Origin of the sequence: Oscillibacter valericigenes, from assembly GCF_021531915.1 — a bacterium.
GTDB lineage: Bacteria > Bacillota > Clostridia > Oscillospirales > Oscillospiraceae > Oscillibacter > Oscillibacter valericigenes_A.
The window spans coordinates 30,547-50,018 of the sequence record NZ_JAFBIV010000002.1; the positions used below are offsets into that span (position 1 = coordinate 30,547).

16 protein-coding genes are annotated in these 19,472 nt (G+C 61.4%); 3 read left to right on the forward strand and 13 right to left on the reverse strand.

From position 1 onward, the window contains the following. Positions 1-25: 25 nt before the first annotated feature. Both JQM66_RS12525 and JQM66_RS12530 read right to left on the reverse strand, forming a co-directional pair. The gene (locus JQM66_RS12525; RefSeq protein WP_328284098.1) at positions 26-541 is read right to left on the reverse strand and encodes a pyridoxal phosphate-dependent aminotransferase; all 516 of its coding nucleotides are present in this window, start codon (positions 539-541) and stop codon (positions 26-28) included. Next, the gene (locus JQM66_RS12530) at positions 511-1,206 is read right to left on the reverse strand and encodes an aminotransferase class I/II-fold pyridoxal phosphate-dependent enzyme (RefSeq protein WP_328284099.1); all 696 of its coding nucleotides are present in this window, start codon (positions 1,204-1,206) and stop codon (positions 511-513) included. The genes JQM66_RS12525 and JQM66_RS12530 overlap by 31 nt, the downstream gene beginning before the upstream one ends. 274 nt (positions 1,207-1,480) lie before the next feature. Between JQM66_RS12530 and JQM66_RS01775 the strand changes: the two genes are divergently transcribed. Then, a complete protein-coding gene (locus JQM66_RS01775; protein ID WP_235228096.1) occupies positions 1,481-2,341 on the forward strand; it encodes a sugar phosphate isomerase/epimerase family protein in 861 nt (286 codons plus the stop codon). 502 nt (positions 2,342-2,843) lie between these two features. On the opposite strand, the gene JQM66_RS01780 is transcribed toward JQM66_RS01775, so the two are convergent. Next, a complete protein-coding gene (locus tag JQM66_RS01780) occupies positions 2,844-3,575 on the reverse strand; it encodes a hypothetical protein (RefSeq protein WP_235228097.1) in 732 nt (243 codons plus the stop codon). 548 nt (positions 3,576-4,123) lie between these two features. Between JQM66_RS01780 and clpB the strand changes: the two genes are divergently transcribed. Next, entirely contained in the window at positions 4,124-6,715 is a 2,592-nt protein-coding gene (gene clpB, locus JQM66_RS01785) for an ATP-dependent chaperone ClpB (protein WP_235228098.1), read from the forward strand. Between the two features lie 81 nt (positions 6,716-6,796). Here the strand turns inward: clpB and JQM66_RS01790 are convergent, their stop codons facing one another. Continuing rightward, entirely contained in the window at positions 6,797-7,744 is a 948-nt protein-coding gene (locus tag JQM66_RS01790; protein WP_235228099.1) for an AEC family transporter, read from the reverse strand. 27 nt (positions 7,745-7,771) lie between these two features. Beyond that, positions 7,772-8,653 carry an NAD(P)-dependent oxidoreductase gene (locus JQM66_RS01795; protein ID WP_235228100.1) on the reverse strand — a complete coding sequence of 294 codons (882 nt, stop codon included), beginning with the start codon at positions 8,651-8,653 and terminating at the stop codon, positions 7,772-7,774. Positions 8,654-8,879: 226 nt separating this feature from the next. Here JQM66_RS01795 and JQM66_RS01805 point away from each other — a divergent pair, with 226 nt between their 5' ends. Further along, positions 8,880-9,617, forward strand: coding sequence for a FadR/GntR family transcriptional regulator (locus JQM66_RS01805; protein ID WP_268824279.1), 738 nt, complete (start codon positions 8,880-8,882; stop codon positions 9,615-9,617). A 236-nt stretch (positions 9,618-9,853) separates the two neighbouring features. On the opposite strand, the gene hemL is transcribed toward JQM66_RS01805, so the two are convergent. The 8 genes from hemL to JQM66_RS01845 are packed head-to-tail and all read right to left on the reverse strand — an operon-like array spanning position 9,854 to position 19,472. Continuing rightward, complete coding sequence (gene hemL, locus JQM66_RS01810) at positions 9,854-11,116, reverse strand: glutamate-1-semialdehyde 2,1-aminomutase (RefSeq protein WP_235228101.1); 1,263 nt, start codon at positions 11,114-11,116, stop codon at positions 9,854-9,856. Continuing rightward, the gene (gene hemB / locus JQM66_RS01815; protein WP_235228102.1) at positions 11,116-12,099 is read right to left on the reverse strand and encodes a porphobilinogen synthase; all 984 of its coding nucleotides are present in this window, start codon (positions 12,097-12,099) and stop codon (positions 11,116-11,118) included. The genes hemL and hemB overlap by 1 nt, the downstream gene beginning before the upstream one ends. 5 nt (positions 12,100-12,104) lie before the next feature. Further along, a complete protein-coding gene (gene cobA / locus JQM66_RS01820) occupies positions 12,105-13,580 on the reverse strand; it encodes a uroporphyrinogen-III C-methyltransferase (RefSeq protein ID WP_235228358.1) in 1,476 nt (491 codons plus the stop codon). Positions 13,581-13,585: 5 nt separating this feature from the next. Continuing rightward, complete coding sequence (gene hemC, locus JQM66_RS01825) at positions 13,586-14,461, reverse strand: hydroxymethylbilane synthase (protein ID WP_235228103.1); 876 nt, start codon at positions 14,459-14,461, stop codon at positions 13,586-13,588. Then, positions 14,458-15,876, reverse strand: a complete 1,419-nt coding sequence (gene hemA / locus JQM66_RS01830; RefSeq protein ID WP_235228104.1) for a glutamyl-tRNA reductase — start codon at positions 15,874-15,876, stop codon at positions 14,458-14,460. The genes hemC and hemA overlap by 4 nt, the downstream gene beginning before the upstream one ends. Then, positions 15,873-17,336 carry a precorrin-2 C(20)-methyltransferase gene (gene cobI / locus JQM66_RS01835; RefSeq protein WP_235228105.1) on the reverse strand — a complete coding sequence of 488 codons (1,464 nt, stop codon included), beginning with the start codon at positions 17,334-17,336 and terminating at the stop codon, positions 15,873-15,875. Before cobI ends, hemA begins: the two co-directional genes overlap by 4 nt. Positions 17,337-17,340: 4 nt before the next feature. Then, the gene (locus JQM66_RS01840; RefSeq protein ID WP_235228106.1) at positions 17,341-17,985 is read right to left on the reverse strand and encodes a precorrin-8X methylmutase; all 645 of its coding nucleotides are present in this window, start codon (positions 17,983-17,985) and stop codon (positions 17,341-17,343) included. Then, positions 17,976-19,472 carry a cobyric acid synthase gene (locus JQM66_RS01845; RefSeq protein ID WP_235228107.1) on the reverse strand — a complete coding sequence of 499 codons (1,497 nt, stop codon included), beginning with the start codon at positions 19,470-19,472 and terminating at the stop codon, positions 17,976-17,978. The genes JQM66_RS01840 and JQM66_RS01845 overlap by 10 nt, the downstream gene beginning before the upstream one ends.

The following is a 19,472-nucleotide window of genomic DNA, read 5'->3' on the forward strand; positions in this document are numbered from 1 at the left end:
GCGGCTGTCTTGCTCTATTTCGATCTCAATCATTGATTTTTCGGATCGCGGCGTCCATCCGCCGCAGCGCCTCCCGCAGATCATCCTCCGCCGAGGCGAAGGACATGCGGATACAGCAAGCGCCGCCGAGACCATAGGCATCTCCGGGAACTGTGGCTACTCCGGCCTCCTCCAACAGATACTCCGCAATTTCACGGCTGTTCTTCCCCGCCAGCTCTACCTTCGTCCAGGCATAGAAGGTGCCCTTCGGCAAATGGCAGGTGACACCAGGAATGGCATTCAGCCCAGCGACAAAGAAGTCCCGGCGCCGGCGGTAGCTTTCCACCATAGCGGCCATCGCATCCTTGCATTGAAGCGCCTCCAGCGCGGCCTCCATAGAAAAGTCACTGAGGCAGCTTATGGTATGCTGATTCAGCTTCTGGATCGTATCCACAACTTCCTTCGGCCCACAAATATAGCCCAGCCGCCAGCCTGTCATGGCGGCAGACTTGGAAAAGCCATTGACGGTGATCACACGATCCGCCGCACGGGTAATGGACACGGGCTGATGCTCTCGGCTCCGTCATAGACAATGGTGCTGTACACCTCGTCGGACAGGATGAGCAGATCGTGCTCCACAGCAAAATCCGCTATGTACCCGGCCTCCTCCAGAGAGAGGACACAGCCGGTGGGGTTGTTGGGATAATTGATGATGAGCAGCCGGGTACGGGGCGAAACCGCCTTTTCCAGTGCTTCCCGGGTAATATGATAGTTCTCCTCAAAATCCAGTTCCACGCCTACAGGCACGCCGCCTGCCGCCGACACGATAGGTGCATAGGAAACCCAGCCGGGATTCAGGATCATGACCTCCTGTCCTTCGCCGGGATTGATGAGGGTGCGGACGGTCTCATAGATGGCATATTTGCCGCCGGGGGCCATCAGGATATTCTCTGCGGAGCAGGCGATGCCCCGGTCCTCCCACAACATCTGTGCAACGCTTTCCCGCAGCGGACGGATACCGCGGGATTCTGTATAATGGGTATGTCCCTCGGAGATCGCACGGATACCGGCGTTTCGCGCACGGTCCGGCGTATCGAAGTCAGGCTCTCCGGCGGCCAGCGTGATGACATGCTTCCCGGCAGCCCGCATGGCTTTTGCCCTTTCGTTGATTGCCATAGATGCAGACGGAGGTATGGCGCTGATGGCCTTATTAAACAAATATTGCACCGTTTTGACCCCTTTCTGTAAGATCTTCTCTGTCTGAAGTTCTCAGGCGGAGATTTCCCGACTGACGCCCGCGGCAGGATACCCAATCGTCCCCGGCACGCTGCACGAAATTAATCAACTGTGCCATGGATATTAGGCGTATGGAAGATCGTGAGAAGCACTCTTTTGTGGATGTGTCCATATCATAGCAGATAGATTTCAGAAAGTCTATTCCTATCCCGATAACAACGGCCGGAAAACAGCCCTGAATGCCGAATATATAAGGAGGAGCAACATGAAGATTGGTTTTAACGAAGGCTGCAACCGTTTCTGCGAGAACCACTCCGTTCTGGAAGATCTGGCCCTGTGCGAAAAGTATGGCTTTGATTACATCGATGTTCAGTCCGAGTGCCTGGACCGAGATCTGGCGGCGGGCAAGTACACGCTGGAGGAGCTGGGCGAGTTCTTCCGCACCCACAAGCTGAAGATGCTGTCCTACAACGCCCTTGTCGGTTTTAATATGAAGCAGACCCAGGCGGAAAAGGACGCTGTCATGGCCCAGCTGGACGAGATCATCCGCCGCTGCCGGATTCTGGACTGCAGGATGGTCGTGGTGGTGCCCTCCATGGACCTGACCGTCCACGCCACCCTGGACGACATCCGGGCCGACGCCGTGGCCGTCCTGCGGGAGATGGTGAAGAAAGCGGAGCCTTACGGCATCAAGCTGTCACTGGAGTTCTGCGGCTGCCCCACCATGACCATCAACCGCTTTGAGGACGCCTACGCCATCGTGGAGGAGGTCGATCATCCTCTGATGGGCGTGACCCTGGACCAGTATCACTTCCACGCCATGGCCTCCGGCTGGGACGCCCTGGAGAAGGCCGACGGCAAAAAGATTTTCATCTGGCACCTGAACGGCATGGAGAACATGCCCTGCGGCGCCGCCTACAACACGGACGAAAAACGCCTGTGGCCCGGCGAGCCCGGCGACTGCCTGGACCACAAGCGGTATGCGGACACCCTGAAGAAGATCGGCTTCGCCGGCGGCGTCTGCACCATCGAGGTATTCCGCCCCGACTACTACAAGCTCTCTAATGAGGAGAACATCAGGAAGGCCACCCAGGTCACCCGCGCCCATGTGGAGACCTACTGCTGATCATTTCGGAAGTATATTCTGCTCATAAAGCGCTGCGCTTTATCTCATATATTCTTCTTTTCTCAACGTAAATCACCCAGCCGAAAACCGACTGGGTGATTTGCATGCAGGCTTGTTGCGGGCAAGTATGCACATCTGCAATGTCCAGCCTTCACAGTCCGATGAATCAGATATTTGGAGAGTCAAATATTTATAACCATCGGAAATAAATTGCACTTTTTCCGTCGTAATGCAGCAAAAAAGTGTCAAATACATAGGAAATCCGCATAATTTGATATTGTATTGTTGATGGATCTTTTGGTTTTCCGAACCCTCTGACATCTTGAATTCAAGTCTCTCCACTCAAGCCAAGAAAGCATAGAACCGCAACGGTTCTATGCTTTCTTGTTGTTGAAAAAGTTGTGCAAAATGGGTGCAAAATTTACTCTATTACACCTCTATTGCACCGTTTTCAGCTCAGGCCCTGCCCAGAAGATCTTAGGTGTGCTTCCAGGTCCGCTTTTTAATCGCTCACAGCCGCATCGGCCGAGGTGCAGTCCGCGCAGATATTCTGATTGCTGGCTTCGCCGCACTGGACGCTGGGCGTTCCCGCCACGGCCCGGGCGCCGAATTCCACAGGGACGGCGACGCAGATCTCCTGGCTGATGGTAAAGCGGCAGACACCGCCGTTCCGGGGGCAGACATCTCCCTCCGTTACGATGGGCTCGCCGCAGCAGTTCGTGATCGGCGTGCCCACGTGTGCAAAGGGGGTCACTGTCACCGGCACGCAGACAGTGGAGCGCTGATACCCCACCACCGGGCAGCTCCCGCCGCCCTGCTTTTCACAGATGGGACCGCAGATCTTCAGACCCTCGGTAGTCGTATTGCCGCCGAACAGACAGATATCAATCCCCGCCACCTCGCGGGCCACCGTCAATTCAAAGCAGATGCGCATCATCCCGTATACCTTATCCAGTGGGAAATCAAATTTCAGGCCAGGGCATCCGGTGGGAGGATCAGGGCTGTCAGCGATGCGCAGCTCTACATTGCCGCCCTCTCCAAACACCACTTCCTGGGCCACACCATTGATGGCGACGGTGATATTCACGATCTCCTCCGCCGGGATCTCATTGCAGATTCCAAGCACCAGATGGCTCAGATCGGCGTACAGCGAACTATCTTCGCCGACGGCCACAACGTCATAACAGAACCGCTGATTCTCACCGGCAGATGGGTCGAGGACGGAGTCGGTCAAATTGAGAGATATCTGAAAAGGCAGGACCCGCTCACCCGGAACAGTCGAGTAATCGATTTCCAGATTGCATGCGGAGGTCCTTGCCTGATTGCAAGAGCAGGACATGGTCCAATACACGCTCCTCTTTGTCAGTTTTGGTCAGCAGGGTGCCGGCCATTTCATACTATGTCTCCGGAGAGCGCATGGTGTACGCTCTGACGGACCGGCCCTGATACGTGTCCACATACAGGCTGATACGACCGCCGGCGCCGCTTCAGAGCATCATTCATTCCAGAATACAAAGCTCTGATATGTTCCGCCGTTCTCCAAAATCTAAGGCGTCCCCTGTTATCGTGCCATTTTTGAAAAAGCTGTGAACATTCTTTGCCTGCTTTATGAATTTTAGCACTCTCCTGTTGACAGTGCTAAAAGCAGAGGTATAATAAAGCCAAATTGAGAGGAGCAGCTAGGGCTTTCTTTCTGATCTGAGGAAGCGGCAGCCCAAGGCGGAAAACACTCCAGCCGGACGCCGGAGCACGGCGCCGGTCTTTTGAATCGAGGGAGATCCTATGAGTACGGAAAACTATACGCAGAAAACGCTGGAGGCCATCCGGGACGCCCAGGCCCTGGCGCAGGAGAAAAACAACCAATATCTGACGCCGGAGCACCTGCTGTATGCCCTGCTGAAGCAGGACGGCGGCCTCATCGGCTCCATGTTCAGCCGGATGGGAGTGGACTGCAGCAGTCTGCTGACGGAGCTGGATGCCAAGATCAACGAGTTCCCCAAGGTCTCCGGCGGCAGCGGACAGGTCTACGCCTCCCCTGAGACCAGCAAGGTCCTGACCGTGGCGGAAAAGACGGCGGAAAAGCTTCACGACGAATATATCTCCGTGGAGCACCTGATGCTGGGCATCTTCGCCGAGAGTTCCGGAGCGCTCAGGCAGCTTTTGCAGGACCACGGCATCACCCGCAGCCGGTTCAGCGAGGAGCTGTCCAAGGTGAAGTCCAATCCTGTCACCTCCGACAATCCGGAGGACACCTACGACGCCCTGAAAAAGTACGGCACCGACCTGGTGGAACGGGCCCGGAAAAAGGAACTGGACCCGGTCATCGGCCGGGACAGCGAGATCCGGAACGTCATCCGCATCCTGTCCCGGAAGACCAAGAACAACCCCGTCCTCATCGGCGAACCCGGCGTGGGCAAGACCGCCATCGCCGAGGGGCTGGCCCAGCGGATCGTCCGGGGCGACGTGCCCGACGGTCTGAAAGACCGCACCATCTTTTCCCTGGATATGGGCGCCCTGATCGCGGGCGCCAAGTACCGGGGCGAGTTCGAGGAGCGGCTGAAAGCGGTCCTGGAACAGGTCCGCAAGTCCGAGGGAAAAATCATCCTCTTTATCGATGAGCTGCACACCATCGTGGGCGCAGGCAAGACCGAGGGCAGCATGGACGCCGGCAATCTGCTGAAACCCATGCTGGCCCGCGGCGAGCTGCACTGCATCGGCGCCACCACCCTGGATGAGTACCGCCAGTATATCGAAAAGGACGCCGCTCTGGAGCGCCGGTTCCAGCCGGTGCAGGTGGATGAGCCCACGGTGGAGGACACTATCTCTATCCTCCGGGGCCTGAAAGACCGCTATGAGATTTTCCATGGCGTCCGCATCCACGACAACGCTCTGGTGGCCGCCGCCACCCTGTCCAACCGCTATATCACCGACCGCTTCCTCCCCGACAAGGCCATCGACCTGGTGGACGAGGCCTGCGCCATGATCCGTACGGAGATCGACTCCATGCCCGCCGAACTGGATGACCTACGCCGGAAGATCATGCAGCAGGAAATTGAGGAGATGGCCCTGAAAAAGGAGGACGACCAGCTGTCCCGGGACCGTCTGGAGGAGCTGAAACGTGAGTTGGCCGACGGAAAGGAGCAGTTCAACGCCCTGAAATCCCGCTGGGAGGCGGAAAAGCACGGCGTGGACAAGGTCAAGGAACTGAAAGGCAGGCTGGAGCAGCTCCAGGGCCAAATTGAACAGGCCCAGACCCGTTTGGAATACGAGAAGGCCGCCAAGCTGAAATACTCCGACCTGCCCGCCCTGGAAAAAGAACTGAAAGAGGCCGAGGCCATCGCCGAGCAGCACACCGGGGACAACACCCTGGTCCACGACACGGTGACGGAGAACGAGATCGCGGATATCGTGGCCAAGTGGACGGGTATCCCCGTCAGCCGCCTGGTGGAGGGTGAGCGGGAGAAGCTGCTGCACCTGGATGACGTTATCCACAAGCGAGTGGTGGGCCAGGACGAGGCCGTGCGGCTGGTGACGGAGGCCATCCAGCGCTCCCGTGCCGGTATCGCGGACCCCAACCGGCCCATCGGCAGCTTCCTGTTCCTGGGTCCCACCGGCGTGGGCAAGACGGAGCTGGCCAAGTCCCTGGCGGACTGCCTGTTCGACGACGAGCACAACCTGGTGCGCATCGACATGACGGAGTACATGGAGAAATTCTCCGTATCCCGGCTCATCGGCGCGCCTCCGGGATATGTGGGCTATGACGAGGGCGGCCAGCTGACAGAGGCCGTCCGCCGCAAGCCGTACAGCGTGGTGCTGTTCGACGAGGTGGAAAAGGCCCACCCGGATGTGTTCAATATTCTGCTGCAGATCCTGGACGACGGCCGCATCACCGATTCCCAAGGCCGCACGGTGGACTTCAAGAACACCATCATCATCCTGACCTCCAACCTGGGCTCTCAGGAACTGCTGGGCGGCATCCAGCCCGACGGCAACATCTCCGAAGACGCCCGGAACGCCGTCATGGCGGAGCTGCGCGCCTCCTTCCGGCCGGAGTTCCTGAACCGTCTGGACGAGATCATCCTGTTCAAGCCCCTGACCAAGGAGAACCTGAAGGGCATCATCGACATCCTGATGCAGGGCCTGAAGCGGCGGCTGGCGGACAAGACACTGAAGCTGGAAGTCACGGACAGCGCCAAGACGCTGCTGATCGACCGGGGCTTCGACCCGGTATACGGCGCCCGCCCCCTGAAGCGGTATCTCCAGAGCAGCGCCGAGACATTGATCGCCAAGGCCATTCTCCGGGGCGACCTGTCCGCAGGCAGCACCCTGGTGCTGGATACGGAGAACGGAGAGCTGGTCTGCAAAACGAAATAATACGCGGTCCCGCAGGCATCGACCGGCCTGCGGGACTGCAAAAAACCTCCAAGCGCGAAAATATCGCGCTTGGAGGTTTTTTCAAATCAGACCCGTCTGCTTCATCAGGGCCACGAATACGCAGAGCGTCACGGAGGACACCAGTGTGGAGGTGGTCACGATGCTGCCCGCCAGCAGGTCGTCCGCACCATACTCCCCCGCCAGTTGGTAGGTGGTGATGGCCGAGGGCGCCGCCGTAAATAGAAACACGGGGATCAGTTCTGTTCCCCGGAAGCCGAAGCCCCAGATGGCAATGGGCATCCCCAACAGCGGCATGACCAGCAGCTTCCAGGCCACCACGGCAGCCGTCAGATTTCTCTGTCCGGCGGGCCGCTTCCCGTTGTACAGCTTGGCACCCAGGGTCAGAAACGCCAGCGGCGACGCCATGGAGGCAAGACTCGTGGTCAGGCTCTCCAGCGGTCCCGGCAAAGCCATGTGGAAGGGCCGGAAGGCCAGTCCCAGAAACACGCCCCACAGAATGGGGTTTTTCAGGATGCCTTTCAGGAGCTGTCCCCAGCTTTTGTGTTCCTGCCCGGCGTACCAGGCGTACATGACCACCGCCGCAATATTCAGCACCGGCAGGGTAGCCGCCGCCATGGCGGAGGCGGCAGCGGCGGCGCCCGCTCCCCCCAGAAGCTGGGAGAAGGGGATGCCGTAAAGGGTGAAATTCCCCCGGTAGAGACACTGGATCACCACGGCGATCTGCCTTCGGTCATGGATCAGGTGCGGGATCACCAGGACCCCCGCCAGCAGGCACACGGCGATAAACCCATAGGCAAAGGCGATACTCCGCAGGCAGCTGTCCAATGCCAGCTCTGCCTGAGAGATGCTGCGGAACAGCAGCACCGGGAACAGCAGGCGCATACACAGGTGGTCCCCCTCCGCCGCAAAGTGCTCTGAGACCATGTTTCTTTTCCGCAGCAGCCAGCCCAGCACCAGCAGCAAGGCCACCGGCAGGACTGCCTGCAGTGCGTATCGGACCGCTTCCATATTGGCATCCACCTCCGTGGGATACAATCAGTCGGCGCTTCCCACCGTCACGCCCATCTTATCTTCGTAGTATTTTACCATGGCGATCTGGTCCTCGTCAATGTGGCCGTTGTCGTTCATCCAGTCCATCACCTGCAGCACCACGTCGGTCATGGGCGTATCCACGCCCATATGGTGGGCATAGTGCTTGGCGTTCAGAATGTCTTTGCGGTGAACGGCCACACGGGCTCCAGGCTCGTAGTCCCGGTGGATCAGCTTGGGGATCTTGTTATCATAGAGGGGACCGCCGGCAAAGCCGCCGCGGGTGGCCTCAAAGGTGGTCTGCAGGTCGATGCCCGCCTTGGCGGCAAAGGCATAGCCCTCGGCCATGGCCACCAGATAGGCACCGGCCACCATGTTGTTCACCAGCTTGGTGACGCTGCCGCTGGCGGGACCGCCCACATACACGGGGGTACCCATGCACTCCAGCAGGGGCTTCACTTCCTCAAAGGCCTCCCTGTCACCGCCGGTCATGATGGCCAGAGTACCGGCGATGGCCATGGGGTTGCCGCCGCTGATGGGAGAGTCCAGCAGGTACATACCGGCGTCTTTGGCCAGCTTGTACAGCTCTTGGATAATGTCGGGGGCGGTAGAACTCAGGTCCACGATGATGCGGCCGGGCTTACCGTATTGGACAGCCTTTTCCACGCTGTCCCGGATGATGGCGTGGGTGGGCAGGATCTGCATGATGACATCGCAGATCTTGTAGATCTCCTCCGGCCCGGCCACGGTGCCGCCGGCGGCGATGAAGTTCTCCCGCTGCTTTTCCACCACGTCGTAGCCCAGAATCTCACAGCCGGACTTTTTCAGCAGATTCTTCGCCATAGGCAGGCCCATGACACCCAGTCCCAGAAAACCGATTTTTTTCATGTCAGCATAACTCCTTTTTCTATATAAAATATATGAATGGTCTTACCATTTATATACATGATTGGAAGCCAAATGTCAATATACCCTCTTTGATTTATATTCCCCATACAGTCGGAAACTGTTTTCATGTGGACACACCATCGCTTTCTGCGCAATTTCTTGACGCAAAATGAAGAACATGATAAAATTCATGTTAAATGTGCAACAAAGTCAGGAGAAAGCCATCATGGGCGATGTTCAGAATTCCAATCCCCTCTTTCAGCCCGCTACTACCAAGCGCGCTTCTGAGGTGATCTACGATCAGATCTATCAAAAAATTGCCTCCGGCGAACTGCGTCCCGGTGACTCTCTGCCCTCGGAGCGGGAGCTGGCGGAGCAATTCCACCGCAGCCGGCCCAGTGTGCGGGAGGCTCTGCGGATGCTGCAGCAGGACGGCTTTTTGAAAATCAACGTAGGCAGTGCCGGCGGTGCTGTGGTGCAGAGTCTCTCTCTGCACACGGTGGAGGAACCGCTGAAAAAGCTGTTGGCCGCAGGTGCCATCAAGCTGGATGATTTAGTGGAATACCGCAACATCAATGACCATACCTGCGCCCGTCTGGCCGCTCTCCGGCGGACGGAAGAGGACATCCGTGCCATCCAGGCAACCCTGGACGCGGCGGAGGCCAGCATCTGCACCCCCAACAGCTTTGAGAAATACGATATCGCCTTCCACACCGCCCTGGCAAAAGCCAGCCACAATGCTCTGGCCCTGCTGATCAACGATGTGATCGTGGGACTGAACACAGACGCGTTCCTGCAGTCCATCCAGCACTGCTCCCTGGAGGAACATCAACGCATCAACCGGGAGATCTTCGAATCTCACTCCGCCATTCTGCGGGCCGTTATCAAGGGCGACCCGGACGAGGCGGACCGGTGTGTGGATGAAATGGTCCGCCTGTTCCGGGGATATATCTCCAGGCGATAATTTTCATCTTCAAAAAAGCAAATGGGAAGCATCGGTTCTGAACATGCTCCCCGTTTGTTATTCTTTGGCTGTCTCCTGCGACTTCACCGTCACCAAAACCGCATCTCCCGGCTGTTTTCCAATTCGGTCCCGGAGGATTCTTCCATAGAGCATTTGTTTCCCGAAGCAAGCAAAAAAAGTCACCGCAGATGCCAAGCACCTGCGGTGACTTTTTGTCTGACAGTTGACCTTTCCGGTCAGAAAATCTCCCGGGCGGCCCGGATGATCTGCTCGATTTCCTCATCGGTGTGGACCGCGGAGAGAAACATGGCCTCAAACTGGCTGGGGGCCGCGTAAATGCCCCGCTGCAGCAGGCCCAAATACCAGTGCTTGAAGCGCTCCAGGTCGGAGGACTTAGCCTGTTCATAGGTGGTGACAGGCTGCTCGGTGAAGAACACTGTCAGAATAGAGCCCACCCGGTTCACCTGGGCGGGGATGCCCTTCAGGGCGTCCCGCAGGCCCTCCTGCAGCATGGCGCCCCGCCGCTCCAGTTCCGCATAAATGGAGGGGTTGCTTTGCAGCGTCTTCAGCTGGGCCAGACCCGCGGCCATAGCCACGGGGTTGCCGGAGAGGGTACCGGCCTGATACACCGGTCCCAGGGGCGCCACCAGTTCCATCAGCTTCCGGCTTCCGCCGTAAGCGCCCACCGGCATACCGCCGCCGATGATCTTGCCGTAGGTCACCAGATCGGCCCGGACACCGTAGTATTCCTGGGCGCCGCCGGGGGCCAGGCGGAAGCCGGTGATGACCTCGTCAAAGATCAGCAGACCGCCGAATTCGTCGCACAGGTCCCGCAGGCCCTGCAAAAAACCGGGCTGAGGCGGCACCACGCCCATGTTGGCCGCCACCGGCTCCACGATGGCCGCCGCCACCTGACCGGGATTGGCCTCAAACAGGCGGCGCACGCTGTCCAGGTCGTTATAATCAGCGGTCAGGGTATCCCCTGCCATCTCCGCCGGGACACCTGCGGAATCCGGAGCGCCGCCGGTCAGAGCGCCGGAGCCGGCCTTCACCAGCATAGAGTCGGAATGACCGTGATAGCACCCGGCAAATTTGATGATCTTGCTGCGGTCCGTAGCACCTCTGGCCAGCCGCAGGGCCGACATGACCGCCTCGGTGCCGGAGTTGACCATGCGGACCATTTCCACGCCGGTCATTTCACAAACCAGCTCCGCCATTTCCACCTCAATGGCTGTGGGCGCGCCGAAGCTGAGGCCCTTCTTCACGGCCTCCTGCACCGCCGTCTCCACAGTCTCGTTGCAGTGGCCCAGGAGCAGGGGCCCCCAGGAGCAGATCAGGTCGATATACTCCTTTCCGTCCGCGTCCCAGACCCGGCTGCCCCTGCCCTTTTCCAGAAAACGGGGATACGTCCCCACCGCGCGGCAGGCCCGCACCGGGGAGTTGACGCCACCGGGCAGGACCTTCTGGGCGGCTTCAAACAGCTGTTCCGAACGGGTCATTATCCCAGCTCCCCTCTCTGCATGGCCTGGGCCAGTTCCTTGGCGAAATAGGTGATCAGGATATCCGCGCCGGCCCGGTAAATGGACAGGGCGCTCTCACACATAACCCGGTGCTCGTCGATGAGGCCCTCTTTCCCGGCAGCCTTGATCATAGCATACTCGCCGCTGACGGAATAAGCGGCCATGGGCAGGTCAAAGTTGTCGGCGCACTCCCGGATGATATCCAGGTAGCTGAGGGCGGGCTTCACCATCAGGATGTCCGCCCCCTCCTGCACGTCCAGAGCGCACTCCTTCAGGGCCTCTTTCCGGTTGTGGGGGTCCATCTGATAACCCCGGCGGTCGCCGAAGGACGGCGCAGAACCGGCGGCATCCCGGAAGGGGCCGTAGAAAGCAGAGGCGTACTTGGCGGAATAGGACATGATGGGGGTGGTCTCAAAGCCGTTTTCATCCAGGATGGTCCGGATGGCAGCCACCCGTCCGTCCATCATGTCAGAGGGCGCCACCATATCAGCACCCGCCTGCACATGGGACAGGGCGGTCTTTGCCAGGACCTCCAGGGTCTTGTCGTTGTCCACCTCATGGTCGTGGAGGATACCGCAGTGGCCGTGGTCGGTGTACTCGCACATGCACACATCGGTGATGACATAGCAGTCGGGGTAGGCGGCCTTGATGGCCCGGATGCCCTGCTGCACCACGCCGTTGGGATCCCATGCGGAGGAACCGCAGGCGTCCTTGTGGGCGGGGATGCCGAAGAGCAGCACCCGGCTGACACCAGCATCCATACAGGCGGCGATCTCCTCACAGATCCGGTCAGGAGAATACCGGTACTGTCCATCCAGAGAGGGAATGGGCTCCTTGATGTTCTCCCCCTCCACCAGAAACAGGGGGTAGATCAGGCTGTCCGGAGACACTCTGGTTTCCCGCACCATACGGCGCAGGCTGTCGCAGGTCCGAAGCCTGCGGGGACGAATGGTAAGATCCATTTGATTCACACTTCCTTGATACATTCCATGAGAGATTCCATGGTGGCCTCCTTGGCCGTCACCACGGTCATGCCGTATTTCTTTGCTTCCGCCGCCGTCTGGGGGCCGATGCAGCAGCCCAGCACCCTGGAGAGGTCCGCGCCGGGAAGGCTTTCCACAAAGCCCCGCACGGTGGAGGCGCTGGTAAAGGTCACCAGCACAGGCCGCTCCAGCAGCGCCCGCACAGGCGCCGGGTCCGGGTTTTCATACACCGTATCATAACACGGTACATCCACAAAGGGAATGCGGTTTTTTTCGAAAATTTCAGGCAGAGCGCGGCTTCCCTGACTGGCCCGGCACAGCAGCACGGGGCCTTCCACCCCGGCCATGGCCCGGGCCAGATTGTCGGAATCGTAAACTTCCGGCACCAGGTCCGCCGCCAGGCCATGGACCTCCAGCGCAGCCGCCGTCTTGGGTCCGATGGCCGCCAGTTTCACCCCCGCCAGGGCTCTGGCGTCCTTCCCCGCTGCCCGCAGGCGGTCAAAGAAGATGCCGGGGCCTACGGGGCTGGTGAACACCAGCCAGCGGTAGCGGTCCAGCTCCCGGATGGCCTGGTCCAGCTCCGGGCTGGGGTCTCTGGCTACCGTGCGGATGCAGGGATAGTCCGTCACGCTGGCCCCCAGCTGCCGCAAACGCTCCGAAAGGGTGCCGCTGCGGTCCGTCGGACGGGTGACCACCACTTCCCTGCCCTTCAGAGGCAGGCTGTCGAACCAGTCGAACCGGTCAGACAGGCCGCAGACCTTGCCCACTACGATGATGGCCGGGCTCTTGATCCGGGCCTCCTGGGCCTTCTCAGGCAGCTCCGCCAGGGTGGCGACCACCTTCCGCTGTCCGGGCAGGGTGCCACGCTCCACCACAGCCGCCGGCATGGACGGCTCCATCCCGGCGTCCAGCAGTCCCTTGCAGATGTTGGGCAGAGAGGAAACGCCCATGAGGAACACCAGGGTCCCCCCTGTGCGGCGCAGGGCGTCAAAATCGATGTGCAGCTCCGACCCGGCCTTGGCGTGGCCGGTGATGATGTGGAGTGAGGAGCAGAAATCCCGGTGGGTCACAGGGATGCCCGCGTAAGCCGGCACCGACAGGGCCGACGTGACACCGGGGACCACCTGGAAGGGCACGCCGTGCTCCTCCAGCAGCTCCAGTTCCTCGCCGCCCCGGCCAAACAGGAAGGGATCGCCGCCCTTCAGCCGCACCACCCGCTTGCCCTCCAGGGCCTTTTCCAGCAGGATGCGGTTGATCTGGTCCTGGGGCACCAGGTGGTGACTGGACTCCTTGCCCACGTCAATGGCTTCCGCCCGGGGCGGGATCAGGGCCAGAATGGCAGGGCTCACCAGCCGGTCAAACACCACCACCTGGGCCTGCTCCAGAGCCTGACGACCCTTCTGTGTCAGCAGGCCGGGGTCACCGGGACCCGCGCCCACCAATATCACATTGCCTTTCATGGGCTTCACGTTCCTTTCTTCAGCTTGTCGGCCAGGGTCTCCCCCAGCGTCTCCGCTGCCGTCCTGGGGCCGCTTAGAGAGTCCTTGCGCACCACTGTCTCGTCGGGACTCACATACAGGCCCGTCAGAGTCAGGGTCTCCCCTTCCACCACAGCGTAGGCCGCCACGGGAGAGCTGCATCCGCCATCCAGCGCCCGAACAAAAGCCCGTTCCGCCAGGGCGCAGCAGGCGGCGTCCGGGTCATGGACCCCAGCCAGACAGGCAGTGTCCACACCCTGCCGGGTCTGCACCGCCAGGATGCCCTGACCCGCCGCAGGAAGCATCTCCTCCGGGGAGAAATACCGGCTGATGCGGTCCTCCAGACCCAGGCGCTTCAACCCCGCCGCCGCCAGCACCAGAGCGGAGAATTCCCCGTCCTGGAGCTTTTTCAGTCGGGTCTGCACGTTGCCCCGGACGGGCTTCACGTCCATCTGGGGAAACAGCGCTTTCAATTGCAGCTGCCGACGCCGGGAGGAGCAGCCGATGGGCTTGGACGGGTCCAGCTCCGTGACGCCCTCCGGAAGCGCCAGCGCATCCCGGGGGTCCGCCCGCTTGGAGAAAGCCGCCAGCGGCAGGTCCTCCGGCACCTCCATGGGCATATCCTTCAGGGAGTGGACGGTGAAATCGGCCCGTCCGTCCCGCAGCGCCTGATCCAGTTCCTTCACAAAGAGGCCCTTGCCGCCGATCTGGTCCAGGGTCTTATCCAAAATCCGGTCGCCGGTGGTCTTCATGGTCACCAGCTCCAGCTCCGCCTCGGGAACGGTCCGGGCAATGGCGTCCATGACCATCCGGCTCTGGATCACCGCCAGTTTGCTTTCCCGGCTGCCGATCTTGATCTTCATTCCAGTTCCTCCAATACCTTGCGGATCTCCCGTGCCGCCCGGGCAGTCTTGTGGTGGTCCTTTCCGGAGGACACCACCCCTGCCACCAGGCCCTCGCCGGTACAGATGGCGGGGAAATAGAAGCTGCACTCCGCTTCGCAGTCCGCCACGGACACGGGGATGCCCAGACGGCGGGCCTCCTGGCCCACCTGGCGGTTGACCTCCCGGTTATCTGTTGCGGCGATGGCCAGAACGGCGCCCTTCAGGTCGCCGGGTTCATAGGGCCTCTGGATCCAGGTAATGCCATCGGCCTTGGCCTTCAGCTCCGGGGCGATCACCACGATCTCGCAGCCAAACAGCCGCAGCGTGCCGATACGCCGGGCGGCAATGGTCCCGCCGCCCACCAGCGCCACTTTTTTTCCCGTCAGGTCCAGGAACAGCGGGAACCGCAGAGGACGCTCCGGCGCCGTCTGGCGCCGCTGCCACTGACAGAACTTCTCCAGCTCCTCCCCGGCGATGGCCTCCATGGCCGCCAGTTCCTCCCGGTTGCCGGGGCCGCAGGCACCCAGGGAGTCCGTGTCAAAGCAGCGCATCCGGGCGGCACAGGCTGGATCGATGTCCCGGGGCACCGCCAGGTCCACCGCCACCCGGGGCGGCCGGGCCACGGTTTCCAACTGGCGCAGTGTCAGCGTATAGTGAGGGCTTGCCGTGGCAGACACCAGCGCGTCGATCCCTTCCATGGCCGCAAGGCGCTCCTCATAGGGCACCGTGCCGCAGCCAGCGGGCACCACAGTCTCGCCGTGGCGGTAGCTCCGCAGGGTCACCTGCACCCGGGCCCCGTCCTCGTGGAGCAGCTCCGCCGCCAGACGGCCCATCTGCCCGTTGCCGATGACCAGGACCTTCTTTCCCGCCAAGTTTCCCAGTTCCTGCTGCAAAATTTCCCGGCAGCGGGTGCCCATGGAGGGCACGCCCCGGGCCACATGGACCTCGGTCCTGGCCCGCTTGCCGGCAGTCACCGCCCGACGGAACAGTGCCGCCAAAATTGGGTCGGCGGTCTTTTCCTCCTGGGCCAGCTCCATGGCAGTGCGGACCTGGGTGATGATCTGATCCTCCCCTAAAATTTGGGAATGGAGCCCGCAGGCCACCTCCATCAGATGCTTCGCCGCATCGGTGCCGGTGCGGGTGGTGAAGTAAGACTCCAACTCCTCCTCCGGCACCCCGGCGCCCCGGCACAGCAGCCGCCAGGGGGTGTCTGTCTCACCGCTGAGATACAGCTCGGTCCGGTTGCAGGTGGACAGCAGCACGCAGCCCTCCACCCCCGGCTGGTGCCGGAGCCACAGCAGCAGGTCCCGCACCTCCTGTTGGGAAAAGGCCAGCCGCTCCCGCAGGGCAATGGATGCCCGGTGGCAGTCCAGGCCCGACATGACCAGGCTCATGACTTGCCTCCTTTGGCGATCACCAGGGAGAAGTAGCCGGAGGGCTCCTTCAGCTCCGCGAAGTTGGGATAGACCCGCTCATTGGCCATGCCGCAGTTCTCCACCATAGAGGCACCTTCCAGCATCCCCCGGTCTGCCAGGGTCTGCCGCAGCTCCAGAATGGACCGTCCGGCCTTCATAAACACTTTATTGGCAGGCACGTCCAGCAATGCCTCCTGATCGTGGGAAGCAGGGATCACCAGCAGGGGCTCAGAGCCCTGACACAGGGAGATGTTCAGCCGGGCAGCCGCCGCGCAGAAGGAGGTCACACCGGGGACCACCTCCACCTCATAGCCCTGCCGCAGCACTTTTTCATGGATATACATGTAGGTAGAGTAGACCGTAGGATCGCCCAGGGTCAGGAACACCACCTGTTTGCCCTGGTCCAGCAGGGCGGCGATCTTCCCGGCGGCCTCCTCATAGGCCGCGTCCACCACAGCCTTGTCCCGCACCATGGGGGTCTTCACAAAGACCAACTCTTTGCCGTCCAGATAGTCCTTTGCGATGTTCAAGGCCGTCTTTTCAGTCTTGCTGGTATCCGGCACCATGACCACGTCGGCCTCCCGCAGCACCCGGACCGCCTTCATAGTCAGCAGTTCCGGGTCGCCGGGGCCAACACCCACACCCCACAGCTTGCCGCCCCGGGACAGGGTCTCCACCGCCTCCCGGCAGTGTTCCGTGAACAGCGTCCGGATATCCGGGCATTGGCCCAGGCCCCGGAGCACACAGCGGACCTCATAGCCCTCCGCCTCCAGTTCTGCCTTCCAGGAGTCCTCCCCCCCGGCCATGTCGTTGCGGGCATGGTCTCCCGCCACCAGCATGAAGGGCGCCAGGGTCACCTCTCTGATCTCCGGATGCTTGGTCAGCTGCTGCTTCACACTGTCCAGGGTGGGATATCCCTCCACCGTGGCCACATACACCCGTTCGCACCGGGCCTGGAGCACATGCTCCATCTGGGCGTAGGCGGAGTTGGCGAAGTGGGGCGTGCCGTGGCCCATGAGCACCAGTGCCTCGTCCTCTACGGGTCTGGGCAGCCAGTTCAGCAGGGCCTCCGCCACGGCGGTGTAGTCCGCCTCGGCATGGAGCAGGGGCATGCCCACGGACACCTGCATCCGCAGGCGGTAGGGCTCCAGCTGAGCCAGCATCTTTTCGTATTCCTCGCCGTGCATCACATGGGTGGACTGCACCGCCACATGGGTGAAGCCCTCCGTCTCCAGGCGGTCCATGGCCTGGGCCACGTTGTCGATCTCCACGCCGTCCCGCTGCCGGAGCTTGTTGATGATCATGCCGCTGGTGAAGGCACGGCGAACCTCCCAGTTGGGGAAAGTCTCTGCCAGGGCTCGCTCTGTGGCGGCAATGGCCTGTTCCAGAGTATCCGGATAAGAGGTGCCGAAGGACACCGCCAAAATTGCTTTTTTCATTGCTTCACTCTCTTTCGTTCCGGGATGCGATGTACAGCAGGGCATTGCAGATGGCGGCGGCCACATTGCTGCCGCCCTTGCGGCCCCGGGCCACAATCCAGGGGCAGTCCATCTCCATGATCAGTTCCTTGGCCTCCACCACGTTGACAAAGCCCACCGGCACACCGATGATCAGCGCCGGGGCCGGCAGGGTCCCCTCCTGCCACAGCTCATAGAGCCGCACCAGGGCCGTGGGGGCGTTGCCGATGGCGTAGACCAGGGACTTGCCCATGGCCGCCGCCCGCTCCATGCTGACGGTGGCCCGTGTCACGCCCCGCTCCTTGGCCTGGGCCGCCACCTCGGGGTCCGCGATGAAATTGTGGACCTCCCCGCCGAATTTGGCCAGCACCCGCTTGTTGATGCCGGACATGGCCATGGTGGTGTCGGTGACGATGTGGGCGCCGCCGCGCAGGGCCTCCACGCCCCGGGCCACCGCTTCCGGGGAAAAACAGAGGTTCTCCGCGTAGTCAAAATCCGCCGTGGTGTGAATGGCCCGCAGGATGACCGCCTCGTTTTCCGGCGGCAGGGGTTGTTTCAGCTCCGACCGGATGATCTCCATGCTTCTGGCCTCGATCTCCGCCGGGGCCACCCGCTGCAGCTCTATGTGCATATGCCTTCCTCCATGATCGCGTAAATCTTTTCCATATCCAGGGACTGCCGGACGCCGTCAGCCAGCAGATCGTACTGCCGCTGCTTGTAGTCCTCCCAGTCCTCCACGCCCTGGGCCGGGTCCAGACCCTTGGCCCGCAGCAGGCAGGACACAAAGGTCTGGGCAAACTGGCCCTGGTCGAAAATGCCGTGGACATAGCTGCCCCAGACATTGTCCTTCGCCATGCCGTCGGCCTTGGTCCGGTCCGTTTCCTCCAGCCGGGCCAGGTCCGTCTGTCCGGAGGTCCGGCCCATGTGGATCTCGTATCCGGCAAAGCAGGCTCCGTTCAGTTCCCGGAAGATGCCCCGGGCGTTCTCCATGCGGCCGCTGACACGGGTCCGCTCCTTTTCCCCCAGGAACACGGTGTCCGCTTCCAGGAGGCCCATGCCCCGCATCTGCCCGCCGGCTTCCACGCCGGTGGGGTCGGAAATGGAGCTGCACAGCATCTGGTAGCCGCCGCAGATGCCCACCACGGCGCCGCCGGCGGCGGCGTGCTTCAGGATGGCCACCTCCATACCGCTCTGGCGCAGCCAGCGCAGGTCCTCCATGGTGTTTTTCGTCCCCGGCAGGATCACCACGTCGGGGCTGCCCAGCTGGGGTGCGGACTTCACATACCGCAGAGAGACCTCCGGCAGCCGGGACAGGGCGTTGAAATCCGTAAAGTTGGAAATGCGGGGCAGCCGCACCACGGCGATGTCCACCAGTCCCCTGCCGCCGGTCCGGTCGAACCGCTCCGTCAGGGAATCCTCGTCGTCCAGGTCCACCTGCAAATGGGGGACCACCCCCACCACGGGGATGCCCGTCAGTTGTTCCAGCATCTCCACGCCAGGGTCCAGGATGGTCTTGTCCCCCCGGAAGTTGTTGATGATCAGGCCCTTCACCCTGGCCCGCTCCTCCGGCTCCAGCAGGGCCACCGTGCCGTACAGGGAGGCAAATACGCCGCCCTTGTCAATGTCGGCACACAGCAGTACCGGAGCATTCGCCATACGGGCCATGCCCATGTTGACGATGTCCTCCTGCTTCAGGTTGATCTCAGCGGGGCTGCCGGCGCCCTCCAGCACGATGATGTCATGGCTGTCCGCCAGAGCGTTGTAGGCCCGCATCACATCCGGCACCAGATTTTTTTTGAAGGCGAAATAGTCCCGGGCGCTCATGACGCCCCGCACCTCGCCGTTGACGATGACCTGGGAACCGGTGTCGTTGGTAGGCTTCAGCAAAATGGGGTTCATCTCCACCGTGGGAGCGATGCCCGCCGCCTCAGCCTGCATCACCTGGGCCCGGCCCATCTCCAGGCCGTCCGCCGTGATGAAGGAGTTCAGGGCCATATTCTGGGATTTGAAGGGGGCCACCGAATGGCCGTCCTGCTGGAAAATACGGCACAGGGCCGCCGCCAGAAAGCTCTTTCCCGCATTGGACGTGGTGCCCTGCACCATGATGGACTTCGCCAT